The following is a 19491-nucleotide window of genomic DNA, read 5'->3' on the forward strand; positions in this document are numbered from 1 at the left end:
CAGAACCGGAGGTGCACCAACTGGCAAAACCACCGGCTGATGGTTATCCAAATTCAGCATGATTTCAGTTGCTGGGCCAGATTGACCAGACACTGGTCAATGCGGGCATAAACTTTTTGGAAAGCATCAAGGTCTTTGCCATCGGGGTCTTCCAGGTACTGAAGTGCTCCAGTTTGTGGGGTGAACGAGGATAAAAAAATCAGTTTGTCCATCTGCTCAGGATGTCGTTGCCTGAAATGGGCATAGTTGATGTCATCAAAAATCACGATGAGATCGGCAGCCGCCACCAACTCGGCATCAACACATTTGGACAGGTGCGAGCTCAAGTCAACACCTGCAAGCCTGGCAGCCTCCATGGCAACGGCGGGCGAGGCTCGCTGGTTGCGCGGCAACATGCCAGCAGAATCAACCTGCACCGCCAACCCAACGCTATCGAAAATATATCTAGCTTTCCTTTCTGCATAAGGGCTACGGCATATATTTCCTTGACAGACAAATAGGAGATGGCGAGGTTGCCCTGCCCCCAGGGTCTTCAGTCGGGGTTTGCTGTTCAGGGCAGCAGACGCCTCAGCACCCGACGCAAACCGTTGCAGGACAAATTGCTTGACTTCCGCCCAGGCCGGGCGCGGATCGTCTACCACCAGCATGTCGTGTTTTTCACGCCCTGTGAGCAGGCGCGCGAAACCGGCCAACCAACGTAGCGTCACTTTGGCCAGGGTGATGGGCTGGTGTTTGAGCTGCGCTACCCAAGCACGCATCTGCCAGATATCACCAATCAAGTTGCGGTTGTATCGGCCCGCCGGATACGGTATTGGTGAAGTGAGCTGATGGGCACACAACAGCTGGTACAGGCGATAAGGGAAATCCACCCCCCAAGCCAGTGGCAGGGGCAACGAACCCCACGGACGGGCATTGACCTCCAAAAGCACCCATTGGCCAGAGTGGGTGTTGAGCTTGAACTCAAACATGGCCAGGCCGGTGTACTCGATGGCCGCCACCATACGCGTCACCGCCGCGACCCGCTCAGCATGAAGCGGCATGCTTTTGCGGTAATAGCTGCTACCAGCCAGTTCGTTGGCACGATGGTGTTCAAACGCTTGCAATACCTGGCCTTTGTGGCACAAGACCGAAACGCCAATGCCGATACCGTCTACCACCTTCTCAAAGTAAACGGTATCGGGAGCAGGCTGGTTCCGATCAAGCCATTCGACCAGCTCTGCAACGTTGTCGAGCATGCGAACCTGAGTTCGAACATACAGTTGAGACAGGTTGTAGGAATGGCGGTGCTTGGCTACCATGGGAAAGCCGATCTCAGCCTGCAACTGCGTGATGCTGCTGTCAGCTTGCCAGATGTAGCCATCAGGGATGGCCACATGGCAGCGCTGGGCTAATTGACGGGTGTTGACCTTGTCAAAAAAGACCTCCAGTGCCACGGCATCAGGTATGGCCAGCACAGTCGTGCCCGGGAATTCGGATTGGTGTGCAAAAAGGGGGAGCAGGCTCCGCTCTTCACACGGCAGAACCATATCAAACCCCTCTTCAACCAACAATCTGCGCATCGCCCGCAGCCACTTGGCACCGTCGTCCAGGTAATACGGAAGAACATGCACTTTGCGGATGTAGCGAGACTGCAAGGCTGGCGCATCCAGAGAATAAGGTGCCACATGCACCTCCACCCCGCGGCGACCCAGCGAGCGGACACACGCCAAAAAACTGCGGGTATCGTCACCAATGATGAGAACTTTGGGGGGGGATGCCATTTCCTGAGTCTAGCGGACAACTACCACGGTTTAAGCGACTTGGCCCAGGCCCAGACGCAGTAGATAGCCCACTTGATAGAGAACCTGGCCCCCAGTGCTTGGCGCGCCAGGAGCAAACTGGCACTCGGCTGGTGGTGCTCTGCACAGTGGAGCGCCAGTCGCCTGAGCAGGTCGCCCTCGTGGTGCAAAAACAGTCGCGCCACGACTGGCGACTTCACGCTAATCGCGATGTGCCGGCTGACCAAAGCGGCCACCAGCCAGCGTTCCTGCTGCTGGATGGCCGAGGACACATTGACCCGACGTGCCGGGTCAGGCACATGATGTTGTGCCACCGTGGTGGCGGTGTAGGCCAGGCCACGGCAGACGTCAGCGCAGCGCCAAAAAAAATCTCGGTCTTCCTCGTAATTGACCGCCTCCCAGAAACCGTCCACTGCAGTGACCACCTGGCGACGCACACACAACATGTTGAGGTGGGCAAAGCCGCCACTCTGGCAAAGTTCTGCCATGGAGACAACGCTGAAGCGATCATCTAGCCGAGGCAAAGCGTTGATGCGGTTGGACAGGGCGGGCAGCCAATGCTCTCGAACCTTGCCGTCCACAAACACAGCGCGCTGATTGCTGATGCACAAATCAACACCCGCCTGCGTCTCAAACAGTCGCGAGACTGCCGCAAGGTGTGCTGGATCGATCCATAAATCGTCATCGTCACAAAAGGCCAGAAGCTCTCCTTGGGCCTGGCTGATACCCATATTTCGACTGGCCGATGGGCCTTGCCCGCGCTGGCCGTCTGTACCCACATGAAGCAGCCGAAAACGGTCTCCCAATTCGGCGCAAAGAGCGGGATACAGAGCACGCGTCTGGGCGTCAGAACCATCGTCGACCACCAGCACTTCGTAATGTGGATAGGTCTGTGATCGAATCGCCTGCAACGCACGCGTCAACAGCGCAACACGGTTACGGGTCGGGACAACGATGGAGATAAACATGCTGATCAGCGCCTGCGGTTCCACCAGCGGTCTAAGGGCCGCAGCAGATGAAGCCAGAGGGGTGCACGGCGATTCAAATCGGGCGGGCCACCTTTTCCGGCCAACCCATCCACGATACCCAGCAAACAGGCATTGGCTTTGTCGCTGTACCCAAGTTGGTACAGTTTTTCAGCCCATACCAGAGAGTGGTCAACAAGACGGGTGCGCAATAGTTTCCGATGAGATTGAGGTGTATAGGCCAGAAAAAACAAAAAAGAATTACGAGCCATCAGGTAAAAATAATAGGGCTTCCGGTCCGTGATAACACCATCAAAACATGCATGTTCAACACCACTGCTGAAGCACATCTTATTTATCCAGCCACCTTGATTCAACCGTGCACCAATATCATCGTCTTCGTAGTAAGCAAATAGCTTTTCATTTAACAGTCCGACTTGCCGCAATGCATCCATTCGAAGCAACAACGCGGTACCTACAAGCCACACATTTTCTGAATGTGCTTCACAGAAGGTAGGGGCGACATCTATGCTGGCGGGATTGAGCATACCCAAGCTCTGCCAATTGTGAATGGCTCCACAAAAGTCAACTACACCAGGATTTCCAAGTCTTTTGATGACTGGGGAACAGGAACCACACCGGGGCTCTTTCTCCATGAGTTGAATGAGTTCAGACAGCGTATTGGCATCGGTGACAGCATCGTTATTGAGCAACCAAACATATTCGAAATCTTCTTCCAGGCACCGTTGAAGAGAGATATTGTGTCCACCTGCAAAACCGAGGTTTGTGACATTTCTGCATATTGGAATACGTAATCCTTCGCCAGCCTTCCTCAATATGTCATAGTCATCTGCTTCTGACGCATTGTCAATAACCGATATCTCTACATCATATTCATCTATGGGATTTAGCTTCAACACAGATTCGACACACCGGATTGTGTCTGCAGCTGAGTTCCAATTGAGGATGCTGACCAGGATTTTGTGACTCATATTTTTAGTCGATGGCGCCTATGCTCAGGTAGAGCGGCGCTTTATTTTGGCTTGAATAAACTCAATGGCAGTTGATTCCAAACCTTCTGGGCATTTTGCAACTCGCCAGGTTAACAACAGCCATGTCGTGTAGAAAAGGGCGCCAAGTAGCACGTTCAACACAAGATTGACCATCGGAAGATCAACCCATTGTCCGCAAGTCACCAGCAATCCATACATGGCCAAGGAACCACCCAATGGTCGGACGACTGACCCGACACTCTTGCGCAAGGACAACTGCATGTGTTGACGCGCTGCATACATCATCAGTATGGCCTGAAAAAGCCCACTGCCAATACGCGCCAACATCAATCCTTGCAGGTAATAGGTGGGCGTTAAAAGCAGTGCCAAGGCGACAAAAGACAAAAACTCCATCCAAACGATGCGGCTTTGCACACGCACGTGCCCCGCAACATTCAGCAGGGTACCGATGGGCCCGGTGAGATATTGAACCACACCAATGATGGCAAAACCCGCCACAAAAGGTGTTGCATCTTTCCATTGGCTTCCCAGCAAAAGCAAAGTAGCTTGTTCACTGACGGCGGCCAGACCAAACCCCAAAGGCATGGTGATGGCGTTGGCACTTGCCATGGTTTTGAGTGTGGCGGCCTTGGCTCTTTCCCAATCGTGCTTCATGGATGAAAGAATGGGAAAAAGCGGGCGAGTGAGTGTTGGGCCAAGCTCCCCGGTAGGCAGCTGACCGATATCAGCGCCCACGGTATACAAACCATACTCTTGTGTGTTGCCGACGCGCCCGGCCATGAGTTGATCCGTTTTGTGCAGGAAAAAGCTCCCTATACCGGTGATCAACAACCATTTCGAGATGGCCCAGATGTCCTTAACATTCTCGGTACACCAACGAGGGCGGTATGAATGCAGTCGATAGGACAACAGCCACTCCATGAAAAAACCCGCCAGAATGCCACTCACCAACGCCTTGTAGTCCGCAAAATACAAAGCGGCCAACAAAGTCACTGTGACAGAGGTGAGTTTGGTGCAGAGCGCCAATTTGAACTCAACTGAAAACTGCAGATCACGGTATGCCAGAGTCATGCCAATGTTGGAAAAACCCATGAAGGCGAGGCAAGCGCCAACAACCCAAATAATTGGCGCGACACGCGGTTCATTGAAATACATGGCCGCCAATGGTGCCACCGCAGCCAAAACAAGGGCCATGACGCAGCCCTGCAGGCCACGCAAAGTCCAGGCTGAGTTGATTTGATTCACCGTGGGGTTGGGTCCCAACCTGACCAACGCATGTGCTGCCCCGGTATTCAAAAACGTTTCAACCAGTGCCACCACCAGGAAAGCCATGGACACGACGCCATAGTCTTGAGGTGAGAGAAACCTGGCGAGTATTGCGGTGCTGATCAAACCAAGGGATTTGACCGACCAGCGCATGCTCACAGCCCACAACGCGCCGGCGAGCAGTGCTGATTTTGGGTCCTTTCCGGGTGCGGGCGTTGGCCGAGACATTGAACGATTCAGGCAAAAATTGCAATAACAGCGAAGAAGTGCGGATGTTTCTCAGCGCCTGATGGCCGCCGCATCTGCGGAGAACAGCAGCGTATCAAACATCACGACAAAGTCAGAGGCGCGCTGCAAGTTGATTGCCAGCGCAGCCACGGCCAACATGAGCAAAATGCCCACATAGCCGATACGAATCCGCAAGTTTTGGCCGGTCACCCAAGGCGCAGCGCCCATCCCGAGTGCAAATATCGGGAAATGCAGGTGCGCCGCATAGAGATACAAGCTTCCCCTGAACTGGTAGTCAAGATGAAACAGCAGATTGAGCACAACAATCAACGCCAGTGGCATCGCCACTCGCCGGTACTGAGGATGCATCAAACCCAGCACGGCACCTGCCACAGCAAAAACCCACCAAACAACCACAAACAAACTTTCAGCCAAAGCGTAGCTGAACGTTCTGAAGTCGCTCATAAAAATGTCTGGGCCAATCACAACCTTGGCAAACGCAGGGGAGAAAAATGAGTACCCAAAAAAAGTCAACAACAATTCGGCAAGGCCAGTCGTCTCACCTTTGGTTCTGAGCCAATAGATTTCTTTCGCAGTTTGTACAGGGCGGGCAAAGACCTCCCACAGCTCCAGCGGCTGCAGAACAGCAAGCACAAACACCAAGGCCAAGCCTGCGTAACAACCAAATAACACGGCTCTCAGGATGGCCTGTTTGACGCTGTCGGTGCGCAGCCGACTGAACAGTTCGGCAACAAAGGCGTGCATGATGTTGGTGATGGTGACCCCCGCAACAAGCACCGCAGCCAACAAAGGAGCCGTCACCGGAGCGACTTTGGCACGCTGACCCAGCATGAAAACACACCATACCAGCACGATGGAGAAACTGGCCCACCCATAGGACTCAACAATGATGGACGTGAAAACCGGCGTTGAACTGGCACCAAAAAACAGCGTTGCAGCAATGGCTGGCAAACGGCCAAAACTGGCCAGGCAACCAAATGCGTAAACCAGCGCCACAGTCAGGCCGCCAAACAGCGCCATGACCAGCGCTGCTGCCGCTTTAGGTTCGAACCCAAAAACCAAAAACAGGCTTGCAAATGGTCGAAAGAGCATAGACAGGGGATGTTTGTAATTCACCCCTGAAGGCAAGGTTCCCACCAGGAAATCGATGAAATACGGTGGGTCAAAGTCAAACGCCAGATTCAGATAGTCGAAGTAGATGCCCTGCGCCAGCCTGAGTCCAAAATGGGCGTACAAAAAGAAGAACCCGCTGGCCAATACCAACGCAATGGCCAAGTCTGGCAGATTGTTGCGCCGCACCATGCTAGGTGCGACCCATGACAAAAACCCCGGCACAGATCAGCGTCACACCCACAACTCGGGCGGGTGTGACCTGCTCACCCAGCAGGTAACCGACCACCACCGTGAGCGCAAAGCCCAGTCCCACCAAAGGGTAGGCCTTGCTGACGTCCCACTTGGACAACACGGCGAGCCAGACAACGGCACCCAGACCGTACAGAACAAAGCCACCCAAAACAAACTTGTTTAAAAAAACCGTCAGCACAGTTTGCAAGCCAAAGGGCTGCGCCAACACGGCTTTGACCGCCGTGCCAGACATGCCTGCCTTTAGCGAGAACTGTGCAGCAACTGATATTGCAACGCTGAGGATGGCAATCAAGAGGGTATTCATCAGGCAGTACCAAATTTGAGGAAATGCGCAGCAAGCATGATGCCAACCATGGCCAAAACCGTGATGCGACTGCCATGGTCTTTGATGGCATAGATGACAGGGTCATCATGCATTTCACCACGGGAGGTTTTCACCCACAACCGCGCCAACCAGTAAATCAGGCCCACAGCCACCAGCCACAGGAGTTGAGGGGTAGCGTAGCGCAACTGGGTTTCAGGGGCGTTGATGAACAAACCAAACACCACCACGGCAGACAGCGCGGCACCTACGCCCAGCGGCCACAGCACCACCAAGTCAGCCACGCGGTAGTCACGGCCATGGGCAGCTTTAACGCCCATTTGGTCGAGCGTGACGAGCTCAGAGCAGCGCTTGACCAGAGCCAGGCTGAGAAAAACAAACACGGAAAACGCGAGCAACCAGGCACTGGTGGCAATGCCCACTGCCACCGACCCCGCCAGGATGCGCAGGGTGTACAACAGGGCCAGCATCAGAACATCAACCAAGACATATTCTTTCAGGGCCCAGCTGTACGTGCTGGTGAGCACCACATACAAGACAAGCATCAGGAAAAAGCCAGGGTTGACCGCCCAGGCCAGCACAAAAGCCGCAACAAGGGCCACACTGGCCACAAGAACACCCTGGATGATGGGGATTTTGCAGCTTGCAAAAGGGCGGCTTCGCTTGCGTGGGTGAGCGCGGTCATTGTCAAGGTCCCACAAATCGTTGACCACATAAGTGGCCGACGCTGCCAGGGAAAAAGCCATGAAAGCCACCACCATGGTGGCGAACAGCCAAACATCTGAAAATGAAAATGCCGTGAGTAAAGGTACAAAAAGCAGCAGGTTTTTGAGCCACTGATGCACGCGAAGGGCTTTGAGCCAAGTGGTGACGCCAGGCCGTGCTTCAGTGAACGTCTGTTCTACTGGCACGCTCTGGCTGACAGCCTGGGCCAGCGCTGGAGAAACGCCCACCAGCACAGCGGCCCGCGCCGCCTGCCAAATGGGCATATCGGCCTGACAATCACCTGCATAAACAAAGTTGTCCCCGAATTGGGCCTGGATGGCAGCCAGTTTGTTGCGACCTTTGAGGTTATGGTTGGCGTCCGTGGCCAACACACCGTCGAACAAGCCCAGGTGGGCTGCGACTTTGTCTGCAATCGATCTGTGGGCAGCGGTAGCAAGGATGATTGGCCGACCCTTGAGTTTTTCGCCGTTCAGATAATCAAGCAGTGATTGGCGGTAGGGCAAAAGGTCGACAGCAATACTGACGCGCAAAGCGATTTGGTGCTTGAACCCGGCGCGCCCCAAAAGCAGCCAGTAGACAACCCAGAAAATACTGAACGGCGACTGCTTGATGAACTGGACAACCGACTCAACCAGCGTGTCAGTTGGTGTGAGGGTTCCATCCAGGTCAACAACCAATGGCCCCAATGATGGAGGGCCAGAAACCACATCAGTCAGTAGGTTGTTGTTGGTCATGAAGTCATGATGTGAATTTTGCTGGCTGCAGTGTAGCTAGTGACTGCTTTCTTTTTGGCCTGTGGGTGGTATCCCGCAAACATGGCGCCACGAAGTCCATTGCAATACAGCCAAGCCACAACAAACACCCAAGAACGCTGCACCAAACCGCAGAACCAACTCCCCTCCTTGGGCGTAATGGGTGCGGTCGGAACTCAACAAAAACTGGAAAGCTGAAAACACCTTGCCATATTTGACGATGGTGTGTTCTGCCCCTGTCCAATACATCGCCACCGCTGCAACTGCTGCCACCACAGCCAGTGCACTCAAAGTGATGGCGCGAGGTGCGCCAGCCAAGGCAGCAGCCACACAACTGGCGGCCAGGCAAGTCAGAAAAAATGCACCGAGCAGCGCGCTACTGGCCCAGAAACCCGCGTCATCGGCAATGAGTTCGGTGAGGTTGTCGGTGGCGGCCCCTTGCACCACCAGCAGATACAGCGGCCAGGCCATCAGAGCACTGATCACGGCCCAGTAAAGCGCATCAGCCAACTTAGGCGGTTGTAGGATCGCCCGCACACACAAAATAGCCCCCAGCAGTTGCAGCATGATGACCATGTGTAAAGCGACGTACCGGCCAAGTGTCTCCCACTGCCACGGCCAGCCCAACACAGGAGAGCCAACAATGTCGGCCAGACTCTCCATGGGAACACTGCGCCAAAGTACCCACCAGACAAGGCAGCCGTGAACCGCAATGACGACCGGAAACAGCAAGAACCACTTCCGGCGGCGGGGACTGAACAGCAAAAACGTCCCATTGGCCATGCTATAGACGATCAGCGTTAGTCCAAGCACAGACCCAACACCTTCCAAACCAGGAGGCAGCAACTCGCGCACGTTGTAAGGCACAGCAGGCAGATGAAACAAGATACCAGCAAGGGCAGCCAGCACCACACAGGTGATGAAATGCGCACGATAGCCGGGTGCAACCAGCCGAGGTGGCGGTACAGCATTTGGGGTGTCGGGCGGCAATGTCTGTTGCCCGTTGGACTGTTGCACCTTGAACGAGACGAGGAACGACGCCAGCACCCCTGCCAGAACAATGGCGGTGGTGTCTCCGTGGTAGCCCACAAGAAAAACCCGACCCAGTTCCAGCACAACCAATGCGACAAATACGCTGACAACCCACAGGCTCAGCGATAACCGGACCGCGTCTTTGAAAAGGCGCCCCGCCCAAAACAGGGCCCCAATGCTCAAGGCTTCGAAGGCGGAAGGCGATATGTCTTTGGTGTTGCCCCACCAAAACAAATAGGAAAAAGGTGTCCATGTGAAAAATGCACCCACTGGCTGGCCTCTGTAAGGCGTAAGAACCGTGATCAGAAGCGCACCACCTGCAACGGCCAGCACTGCCCACAGTACATTTCTGGCAGATCGGGCTGACAGCCAATAACCAAGCAGCAAGCCACAAACAATGCCCAGCAAGGTTTCGCGGCGCAAATTGCCGTAGGCGACAAAGATCTCCAAAAATACAGCCAGCGCACCGGGCAACAACACATTCAGCCCGCGTGGCTGAAGCCAGTTGGCCCGCCACAAAGCGAAACCAGCCAGCGCGGCGGCCAGGCTGTGCTGCAACCAACGCATGGTCTCGAAAGGCGGTGCGATCACAGCAGATTTGATGTGCTCACGCAGCAGGCCAATGTCGAGCGTCGGGATAAAGGGGAACGACTCATAAAAGAACCAGATCACCACAAGCAGCATGGCGTAACTATCGGCTTGCCCAGCTGCCACGCGCTGCAAGCCTGACAGGGCCACGCGAACATGTGCAAATAACATCACCCCCACAACCAGGCCCACCGCGTTCCAAAGCACATCAGACATGGCCGACGTTCTGCTGGGCAGGTACAACTGCAGCAACTGCACCCCCACACCCAGCAACAGCAGGGCAGCCAGCCCAGCGACAAGGCGGGCGCTGCGGGTGCGGAAACAGGCGTCCAGCGCTATCCCCAGGGGAATGAACAGCAGAAAATTGTCTGACGCGTCTGACAGATTGCGAAACATGTGCCAGTCGGAATAGAACTGGGTCAATGGTTCAGGGTCAGCCTGAAAATTGAACGGAAATAACGAGCCGTAAACAATGAAGCCGACGCAGGCCCACAAAAACACCCACCAGTTCAGGCCATGAGGGGCACCGCGTGGGTGGGCATCAGTGGTAATGGTGGGTTCCTTCAACATGAGCGCTCTGGTGACAATGTCGGGCTGGACTGTCATAGTATCTGTACTTTGCTGCCGTTTGGCCTGCACCTGTTTCAGGAACGCATCATGATGCCTTTTCACCACCGAATGCCCAATGCACTCACGCTTGTCGGCATGTTGATGTGTGCCAACGCAAGCGTGGCGCAGCCGTTGCAGGCGCAGAATCAATTTGAGCTGATGCGAGTCGGGCCTGCTCACACCATCAAAACGCTGGCTGAAGCATCGAAACTGGCAAAGGCTGGCGCAGTGATCGAGGTTGAATCTGGCAACTACATCGCCGATGTGGCGCTGTGGCAGCAGGACAACGTCACGGTGCGTGCGGTGGGTGGCAGGGTACGCCTGCTGGCCCAGGGCGCCGCTGTGGAGGGCAAAGGCATCTGGGTGGTGCGAGCCAAAGGCATGCGCGTAGAGGGTTTTGACTTTGAAGGTGCTGCGGTGCCCAGCCGCAACGGCGCAGGCATTCGGCTCGACACCGGCACGCTGCACGTGAAGAACTGCGGGTTTTTCCACAACGAAATGGGACTCCTCACCAACAACGATCCCAACACCGAGCTGGAGGTGGAAGACAGCGAGTTTGCCTACAACATGCGCCCGGATGGCCACAACCACAACTTGTATGCGGGGCGCATAGCCCGACTGTCAGTCACCGGCAGCTACTTTCACCATGCACACATTGGCCACCTGCTCAAGAGCCGGGCGGCTGTGAATCACATTGCAGGCAACCGGCTGGTTGACGGGCCCGGTGGGCGCGCCAGTTACGAACTGGAGTTCCCGAACGGTGGGATGGCGCATGTGACAGGTAACACAATTTCGCAAAGCCCCACGACTGAGAACAGACTGCTGATTTCTTTTGGCGCAGAGGGTTACACCTGGCCGCGCAACGAAATCCATCTGGAAGGCAACACACTCATCAACCCCCTTCCATTTGGCGGCCAGTTCTTGCGTGTGGCGCCTGGCGCTGACGTGATCCGTGCCGTGGGCAACCAGTTGCAAGGACCCGGCGCGCTGGAGCTGGCCGGACCCGGTGTGTACAACAACAACCTGCGCTGCGTTGAAGGTATGGGGTGCAGGCCGTAACTTCTATTTGTATAGCTGTTAACCCTTTTATCATAAGGGCTAGAGCATGATTTGAGTCAACTTACAGGCAGCAGAAGCGCGCTACAAAGATGGCACGACACCGGTCACACACCATTAGCCCCGCGAATGCTCCCCTGAAATGCCTGATCTTTGTTCCATTCACAAACCGCTTGTTACACACTGTGCGCTTTCCTAACCCCCGGAGCGCGCCATGCTGATCGGACTGCCCAAAGAAATCAAGAACCACGAGTACCGCGTCGGTCTGACCCCCGCCAGCGTACGTGAGCTCACCAGCCATGGCCACCAACTGCTGGTGCAGTCCGGTGCCGGCGCCGCCATTGGCCTGAGCGACGCACAGTACCAGACGGCTGGCGCCACGTTGGTGGCCACCGCCGCTGAAGTGTTTGCCACTGCCGACATGATCGTCAAGGTCAAAGAGCCCCAGCCTGCCGAATGCGCTTTGCTGCGCCCCGGGCAGATTCTTTACACCTACCTGCACCTGGCTCCAGACCCGGACCAGACCGCCGCCCTGCTGAAATCAGGCGCGGTGTGTATCGCCTACGAAACCATCACTGGCCCCAGTGGCGGTCTGCCACTGCTGGCACCGATGAGTGAGGTGGCCGGTCGCATGGCGATTCAGGCCGGTGCCACGCATCTGGAAAAGAGCAAAGGCGGCATGGGCATCCTACTGGGCGGTGTACCGGGCGTGCCTGCGGGCCATGTGGTGATCTTGGGTGCAGGGGTTGTGGGCTCCCATGCACTGCAAATGGCCGTGGGTATGGGTGCTCGCGTGACCGTGCTGGACAAGAATGTGGACCGCCTGCGTGCGCTGGACCTGGTGTTTGGCAACCGCATCCACACGGTTTACTCCAACGCCCAGAGTGTGGAAGACGCTGTGCTGGATGCCGACCTGCTGGTAGGTGGTGTGCTGATCCCTGGTGCGGCCGCACCCAAGCTGGTCACGCGCGACATGGTCAGCCGCATGAAAAAAGGCGCGGTGGCAGTGGATGTGGCCATTGACCAGGGCGGCTGCTTCGAGACCAGCCGCGCCACCACCCATGCCGAGCCAACCTATTTGGTGGACAACGTGGTGCACTACTGCGTGGCCAACATGCCCGGCGCGGTGGCGCGCACCAGCACCTTTGCACTGAACAACGCCACCATAAGCCACGCCGTGGCGCTGGCCGACAAGGGTTGGAAGCAGGCCCTGCGCGACAACCCACACCTCAAGGCTGGTTTGAATGTTTGTGACGGCAAAATCACCTACGAAGCCGTGGCGCGAGACCTGGGGTATGACTACGTCAGCGCCGATACAATGCTATAAATTGCATACCTATCAGCCCTTATAAAATAAGGGATAGAGACTGAAAAGACATAAAAAAAGCACCGCTTATGCGGTGCTTTTTTGTGCCACAAGGCTTGATGATCAGATTGCTTTTGACTTGCGGCGACGGGTAGCAACAAAACCTGCCATGGCGATACCCATCAGAGCCAGGGAACCGGGTTCGGGAATCTTGCTGGGTGGTGGCGGGGCGACTACATTCCCCGCCAAAGACAACACTTTGAAATAGTCGTTGCCAGACCCCAAAGTACCACCTGCGGTCTCTTTAGATGAGCCAAAACCTTCACTGTAAGCACTGATCAGCCACCAGCTGGATGACGTGTTGGTGCTGTTCACGGCCCGCGCACCAGACGTGCTCAGATCCGCATAATTGCCGACCAGCTCCCAGCCCCCCGTAGACATATTGGTGACAGAGAGACCAGCTGGCGTTGGAGAGGCAGAGGTGCCTATGTACCGAAACACACTGATATCGGCATCTCCATTGTTGTTCCAACCGATCTTGACGCTGTCCAAATCAATCTTGGCACTACCAAAATTCAGCAGGATCATGTCTGTGTAACCACTGTTATCAATGGCATGCTGCGGTGTCCCCGAGTCGTTCACAGCACCGTTGGCCTGAACGCCCAAACCACCATCCCACGATGTCAGAGTTGCTGCAGCAAACGTCCCGGATGCTCCTGTGGTCGAAAAAGCGGACACGCGGACGCTGGGTGATCCTGTCGTGGATCCAGCCTGCGCAGCACAACCACCAGCTGCTTCGGTAGCGTTGCATTCGTTTGTCGGGTTATTGTCACCAAACAACCAAGTTGCACCCGCGAATGCAGAAGAACCAAACGCGGCAGCAGAGGCCAAGGTCAGCGCCTGAACAATTTTCTTGAGAACAACGGTTTTCATAATCTTTTTTCCTTATACCTACGATGTCTAACCGTGGGCAAAGCCTTCAAATGGGGTACGGCTATCCCGAATAAGCGAAATCTGTGCCAACAAGAACTTTCTTTTAATTTTCAATCAGTTACAGTTTGCAACAATGAAAACCCTTTCAATGTTGTAAACAATATCGACAGGGTGTTCTGGCACACGGTGTCATTTCAGGGTTTGCAGTAAAACACGCGCGTCAGCGCCACCCTCAAAGCTTGCGCCCCCTTTCAACGCTGCCTCCAATTCCTCGCGCGCCTCGTTGTTGCGTCCGGTTTTCGCCAGCACTGCCGCCAGGTGATAACGAATCTCCGGGCTGGCGGGCTGGCGCAGGCGGGCGTCACGCAGCAGTTGCAGGGCGCGGTCGGTTTGGCCCGCCTGGAACAATGCCCAACCCAGGGTGTCGATGGCGTTGTAGTTGGTGGGTGCTTTGGCCACAGCTTGTTCAGCCACGGTGATGGCGCTGGGGTCTTTCAGGCGTAACAAGACGTTGGCCAGGTTGTTCATGACGTCGCTGTCGTCTGGAGTCAGCTTCAGCAGAACCTCAAACGTATTTTTGGCAGCGGCAAACTGGCCATTACGAGCATAGGCGTTGGCCAGCGTTTTTTGGGCGATGGCATCTCTGGGTCGTGCTTTGACCCAGCTCTGGGCCAGTTGCAAGGCGGGTTTGCCACCGTCCTGGCTACTCAACGCCCCAAACAACTTGAGGAAGCTGCCAGTGGACGGCTCCAGCTGGTGGGCCTGTTTGTAGAACGCCAGCGCTTGCTGCGCCTGTCCGCGCGACTGGGCAATATCGCCGAGCAAGCCTGGGCCGACGGCACGCTTGGGGTATTTGGCGACGATTTCACGCGCGCGTTGTTCGGCTTTGGCGGGCTCACCCTGCATCAGCTCCAACTCACTCAACAACGCCCAAGCGGGCAGGTAGTCTGCAGAAGTTGATATCGCCTTATCCAGGCTGTACAAGGCCCCAGACCAGTTTTTGGCAGACATTTGCAACAATGCGACCTCCACCTGCTGACCCGGGTCGTAAGCGGCCACCCGGGTGGCCGAGGTCAAACTGCTTTTGGCACCCACGGTGTCGCCATTGGCAATTTGAGCCCGCGCATACATCATCAGCACAGGCAAATCGTCAGGGGCTTTGGCGGCAGCCTTTTTAACCGCATCAAGCGCCGGGCCCGGACGGCCGCGCTGCAGGTGAAAGTCTGACAGCGCCAATGCCCAGCGAGTGTCTTTGGGGCCCGACAGGTCAGTGGCTTTCTCCAGCCAACGCTGGGCTTGCGCTTCCTGGCCGCGCCGGTCTGACAGCAAGGCCATCTCGTACATGGCGTCGGTGTCTTTCTCGTTGTCTTTCAGAATGGCTTCTAGGCGGGTCTCGGCGACATCAAACGCCCGGGTGGCAATCTCAACCCGGGCCAGATTCAGCTTGGGTTGCACAAAGGCCGGGTCCTGCGCGATGGCTTTCTCGAATGCGGTTTTGGATTCGGCCACCCTGCCGCTTTGACCACGCGCCATGCCGAGTAGGTTATGGAACCCGGCGTTATTGGGCTGCTGCTTGACCAAGGTGTCCGCCAAAGTCACGGCCTTGGCCGCCTGGTTGCTGCGCAGGTACAAGCCAATCAGGGTGGTGGCGGCTTGGGTCTGGCGCGGGTCTTTTTTGAAGGCGGCTTCCAGCTCGGTCATGCCACTGCCCGCCTGGCCGCTGCGGATCAGGCTCAAACCCAGCACCGAGCGAAATTCAGGACGGTCCTGGGTTTGCAGGGCCTGCTGCATCAGGGTCGTGGCTTTGGCGTTCTGGCCTTTGGACATCAGAGCCCCGGCCAGCATGGTCATGGCCTGGCCGTCGTTGGGGTTGGCCCGGAGGTAGGCCTCCAGCAGGTCGACGGCACGGTTGGTATTGGACTGGGCAAAATAAATCTGTGCCAGCAGCTTGGCTACCGGGGTACTGCCCTGCACTTTTTGAAAATACTCCAGCGCCTGAGCGGCCTTCTCGGGTTCATTCAGGCCGTAATGTGCCAGGCCGTTGAGCATGAGCAACTGAGGCCGGTAACGAATGAAGTCAATCGGTACCGGATCAAGCAGCGTGGTGATCTCTTTCAGGGCCTTTTGTGCCACCTCGGGTTGTCGGTTGCGCTCGGCCAGCAGCGCCTGCAGGTAATAGGCTCTCGGCTCATTGGGGCCGCTGGGTTGCACAGGCTCTTTGCGGGCAATGCTGGCTTCGCGGGCATAACGGGTCAGGGCATCAATGTCGGCCTGGGTGTCAGCCGGGCGGTTCAGGTCCAGGTAGAGCCCGGCCCGGGCCACGCGCGACTCGATGTGTTTGGGGTCGAGTTTGAGGGCCTGGTCGTAAGCGGCCAAACTGTCTGGCAGGTTTCCAGACACATGGGTCACCGAGCCTTTCTGGTACCAGGCGTCAGCCGAGTTGGGGGTGAGTTCCAGCGCACGGGCAACCGAGGCTTCGGCTTCCTTGAACTGTTTGGCGCGAATACGCACTGCCACTTCTGCCAGCCAGGGCGCCGCCGAGCGGGCATCCAGCACACGCGCCTCGTCCACCGCTTTAAGTGCAGCACGCAGGTCCCCCGTGTCGGCACTGGCCGCAGCCCTGAGCAGCCAGACCTGTAATTGCACGTCCGGTGGCAAACCTGCCGCAGCAAACTGGGGCTGGCTCAACACCTGCGCCTGCTTGCCCTGAGCCATGTATGCCTGGGCCAGCGGCACCACCACTTCGGCCCGGTTCACACCCAGACGCAATGCTTCGTTGAACGCCACCTCGGCAGCCACCACATCACCGTTTTGCAACAAGGCTTTGCCCAGCAGCATCTGTACCGGCAGCATGTTTTTGTCGATCTGCAGGGCATTTTTAAGCTGGATGATGGCACCCGTTGTGTCCTGCTTTTCAAAGCGGGTGAGTGCATCTTCGTAATATTTGGAGGCTTTGGCGTCAGCGGCCCAGACTGTTTGGCTGGAGCACAGGACGGCACAAGCCAATGCGGCCGAACTCAGCTGGCGCAAATGGGCAAACAAGCGGAGCTTTTGGGTGGTGAGGTGAGGCATGGCATCTGGCTCAAAGTAAGTGACGCTGGGTCTGGCAAAGCCGCTCAATATTAACGTGAAAGCGCTTTCCAGCTCAGCTGTGGCAGGGCTGAGTCAGGTCGCATAATGAACGCATGAACCGAACACCCACTGTGGTCGCCCTGGCAGTTGCCACCTGCCTGGTTTCCACCACCGCCTTCGCCGATTTAGCCAGCACTGTGGCGCGGGTCAAGCCCGCCATTGCCATCGTAGGCACCTACAAGGCCACCAACAGCCCACGTTTTGCGCTGCGCGGTACCGGGTTTGTGGTGGCTGAGGGTTCACAAAACCAGGGCAACCGATTGGTCACCAATGCCCATGTGTTGGTACCACCTGCGGACGTCGACCCGGCGGCTAGCCTGGTGGTGCAATTGCGCACAGGCAACAACAGCTGGCAAAGCCGCCCGGCCACAGTGCTGGAGGTGGATGTGTTACACGATCTGGCCTTGCTGCGTTTTGACGGACCGGCCAGCGCTGCCTTCAAAGTCCGCAGCTCGGACTCGGTGCAAGAGGGGCAGTCGGTGGCCTTCATGGGGTTCCCGATTGGGGGTGCACTGGGGTTTTCGCCGGTGACACACCGGGCCACGGTGTCGTCCATTGCGCCAGCTGCGCTGCCCACACCCACAGCCAGCCAGATCAACCCCAAGCTCATCCGCAGTGTGCGCAGCAACAGCCCGTTTGATATTTTTCAACTCGATGGCACGGCCTATCCGGGCAACAGTGGCGGCCCGTTGTTCGACCCGGACAATGGGGAGGTGCTGGGTGTGGTGAACATGGTGCTGATCAAGGGGACACGCGAATCGGCACTGAGCAACCCCTCGGGTATCAGTTATGCAGTGCCGTCACGGTATGTGCTGGAGTTGCTGGAAAGAAACCCCGGCAATTGAGTGCGTTTTGCTTAAACGGGTCAGGCGGCGTCAGGTAAAAACCGGGTGGCGTTGTCCAGGTCCTCATGTGTGCTGCCCGACTGCATGGCGTTGACAAACTTGCGCCAGGCCAAGTCAGGCTCTGCCAGTTGGAAACCGTAGAACCCGGCCAGGCCATTGGCCCGGTCACGCACGGCCTTGGCCTTGGTGATGGATTTTTCGGCACTTCCAAGTTTGATCAAGGCCTCGCCCCACTCACCCAAGGGCAAGGCCACCTGTGAATACACCTGAAAACCGTAAAGCGACAGATCCACCACCAGCAATTCATAAACCCGGGCACCCGACGCCAGCTCAACATCAAAACTACCAGGGCATTTGACCGAATAACGCTGGTGACTGCGCTGCACCTGATGGGCGTTAAGCTGGGCGGTGGGTGGCAAGACCGCTTGAAATGCCTCCAAGTTGTAAATGGCGTGCAACAACTGCTTTTTGTGCTCATCCAACTGCGCAAAAACCTGGGTACGTTGGTTGAAAAAGTAGTCCAGCAGCGCTGGCGTCATGACCGGGTCGTTGGTGGTGAAGTAACGCCGCGTCGGCAACACGATGTTGGGCATGACCGATTCAATGAAGTAATGGTGCATGTTGCGACGCAAGGGCTTCTTGCCGTACACCTGCTTGAACAGAATCGGGGCGGTTTTGAGGTCCAGCGTGGCACCCACAGCGGGTGCGCCGTTGGCAAAGTCGTAGTTATCCACCGAGTTCTCGCTCAGGCGTTCAAAAAACAGCAGAGACTCATACATTTCGATGCGATTGGGGTTGACCGCAATCACCAGATGGCGTGTGTCAAAGAAGGTCGTGCAATAGTTGTACATGAACTTCATCAACGGGAACAGGATGGTGCCACCGGTCTTGCGGAACTTGGGGTGCACCGCCAGCGCCGAGACCTCGGCAATCTGCCCTTTGCGCTCGCGCACCTGGTTCAGGTCAAAAATCGCTTGCAGTGGAAAGCCAAACAGGCTCTCCCGAATCAGCGACAAGGTGCCGACCACTTCGCCGTCGTATTTGGCGCACAGCGTGGTGGTGGTGGGCAGGGCGTGGTAAACCGTGACACGCATGCCCGAAGGATCTGGCTTCATGAAACCACTGCCCACATAAGCATCGTGCAACAGCTTGAAGCAGGCCTCCAGCTCTTCCTGAGTCTCGGCAATTTTCAGGACCAGACGCGGGCTGGGGTTGGCATCACACTCAACAAATGAGCGATAGATGGCAAACCGGGTCTGGCGCGGCAAAAAGGCAAACAGTTTGCGCAAACTCTGATTGAGAGACCGCCCAAAACTCATATTTGCTTGTCCCTTCCAAAAGCCGCCAAAAACAATCCGGCGCATCGCGCAGATCAACGAGCAATGATAGCCCCGCGCCTTGACCTTTGGATGTCGGATTAATTGACACCCTGTGTTTCAGTTCGGCCGAATAAGCTGCCAAAAGTGCCGCAACTTGTTGTTTTGAAACCAGGCAAACTGCTATCATTTTCATAGGCACAGTTCGTGCTTCTCATTATCGTTGGTCCGATCAAAC

The 19491-nt window shown here is 56.4% G+C and carries 15 protein-coding genes; 3 read left to right on the forward strand and 12 right to left on the reverse strand.

Annotated features, from left to right (window positions below; translation table 11 throughout):
• Positions 1 to 53: 53 nt before the first annotated feature.
• The 8 genes from FDG13_RS21350 to FDG13_RS07340 all read right to left on the reverse strand — a co-directional run bounded on the left by FDG13_RS21350 (position 54) and on the right by FDG13_RS07340 (position 10626).
• Entirely contained in the window at positions 54 to 1664 is a 1611-nt protein-coding gene (locus FDG13_RS21350) for a hypothetical protein (protein WP_180126260.1), read from the reverse strand.
• Between the two features lie 116 nt (positions 1665 to 1780).
• Complete coding sequence (locus FDG13_RS07310; protein WP_180126262.1) at positions 1781 to 2746, reverse strand: glycosyltransferase family 2 protein; 966 nt, start codon at positions 2744 to 2746, stop codon at positions 1781 to 1783.
• A gap of 5 nt (positions 2747 to 2751) precedes the next feature.
• The gene (locus tag FDG13_RS07315; protein ID WP_180126264.1) at positions 2752 to 3735 is read right to left on the reverse strand and encodes a glycosyltransferase; all 984 of its coding nucleotides are present in this window, start codon (positions 3733 to 3735) and stop codon (positions 2752 to 2754) included.
• Positions 3736 to 3759: 24 nt separating this feature from the next.
• A complete protein-coding gene (locus FDG13_RS07320) occupies positions 3760 to 5250 on the reverse strand; it encodes an oligosaccharide flippase family protein (RefSeq protein WP_255435147.1) in 1491 nt (496 codons plus the stop codon).
• Between the two features lie 51 nt (positions 5251 to 5301).
• Positions 5302 to 6573 (reverse strand): hypothetical protein, encoded by a 1272-nt coding sequence (locus FDG13_RS07325; protein WP_180126268.1) that lies wholly within the window; start codon positions 6571 to 6573, stop codon positions 5302 to 5304.
• A gap of 1 nt (position 6574) precedes the next feature.
• Positions 6575 to 6940, reverse strand: a complete 366-nt coding sequence (locus FDG13_RS07330; RefSeq protein WP_180126270.1) for an EamA family transporter — start codon at positions 6938 to 6940, stop codon at positions 6575 to 6577.
• A complete protein-coding gene (locus FDG13_RS07335) occupies positions 6940 to 8418 on the reverse strand; it encodes a UbiA family prenyltransferase (protein WP_180126272.1) in 1479 nt (492 codons plus the stop codon). Before FDG13_RS07335 ends, FDG13_RS07330 begins: the two co-directional genes overlap by 1 nt.
• 36 nt (positions 8419 to 8454) lie before the next feature.
• On the reverse strand, positions 8455 to 10626 hold the full coding sequence (locus tag FDG13_RS07340; RefSeq protein WP_180126274.1) for a VanZ family protein: 2172 nt from the start codon (positions 10624 to 10626) through the stop codon (positions 8455 to 8457).
• A gap of 87 nt (positions 10627 to 10713) precedes the next feature.
• Between FDG13_RS07340 and FDG13_RS07345 the strand changes: the two genes are divergently transcribed.
• The gene (locus FDG13_RS07345) at positions 10714 to 11724 is read left to right on the forward strand and encodes a hypothetical protein (RefSeq protein ID WP_180126276.1); all 1011 of its coding nucleotides are present in this window, start codon (positions 10714 to 10716) and stop codon (positions 11722 to 11724) included.
• Positions 11725 to 11935: 211 nt separating this feature from the next.
• Positions 11936 to 13048, forward strand: coding sequence for an alanine dehydrogenase (gene ald / locus FDG13_RS07350; protein WP_180126278.1), 1113 nt, complete (start codon positions 11936 to 11938; stop codon positions 13046 to 13048).
• A gap of 102 nt (positions 13049 to 13150) precedes the next feature.
• Here the strand turns inward: ald and xdp1 are convergent, their stop codons facing one another.
• Together xdp1 and prsT are read right to left on the reverse strand one after the other, a co-directional pair.
• Positions 13151 to 13960: an exosortase-dependent surface protein XDP1 gene (xdp1, locus tag FDG13_RS07355; protein ID WP_180126280.1), complete on the reverse strand. Its 810-nt coding sequence runs from the start codon at positions 13958 to 13960 to the stop codon at positions 13151 to 13153.
• Between the two features lie 189 nt (positions 13961 to 14149).
• Complete coding sequence (prsT, locus tag FDG13_RS07360) at positions 14150 to 17032, reverse strand: XrtA/PEP-CTERM system TPR-repeat protein PrsT (RefSeq protein WP_180126282.1); 2883 nt, start codon at positions 17030 to 17032, stop codon at positions 14150 to 14152.
• 113 nt (positions 17033 to 17145) lie between these two features.
• Here prsT and FDG13_RS07365 point away from each other — a divergent pair, with 113 nt between their 5' ends.
• Positions 17146 to 17937, forward strand: coding sequence for a serine protease (locus FDG13_RS07365; RefSeq protein WP_180126284.1), 792 nt, complete (start codon positions 17146 to 17148; stop codon positions 17935 to 17937).
• A gap of 20 nt (positions 17938 to 17957) precedes the next feature.
• Here the strand turns inward: FDG13_RS07365 and FDG13_RS07370 are convergent, their stop codons facing one another.
• Positions 17958 to 19226, reverse strand: a complete 1269-nt coding sequence (locus FDG13_RS07370; protein WP_255435148.1) for a GNAT family N-acetyltransferase — start codon at positions 19224 to 19226, stop codon at positions 17958 to 17960.
• Positions 19162 to 19449, reverse strand: a complete 288-nt coding sequence (locus FDG13_RS07375) for a hypothetical protein (RefSeq protein ID WP_180126193.1) — start codon at positions 19447 to 19449, stop codon at positions 19162 to 19164. Before FDG13_RS07375 ends, FDG13_RS07370 begins: the two co-directional genes overlap by 65 nt.
• Positions 19450 to 19491 lie beyond the last annotated feature (42 nt).

The organism is Rhodoferax sp. BLA1, from assembly GCF_013416775.1.
GTDB lineage: Bacteria > Pseudomonadota > Gammaproteobacteria > Burkholderiales > Burkholderiaceae_C > Rhodoferax.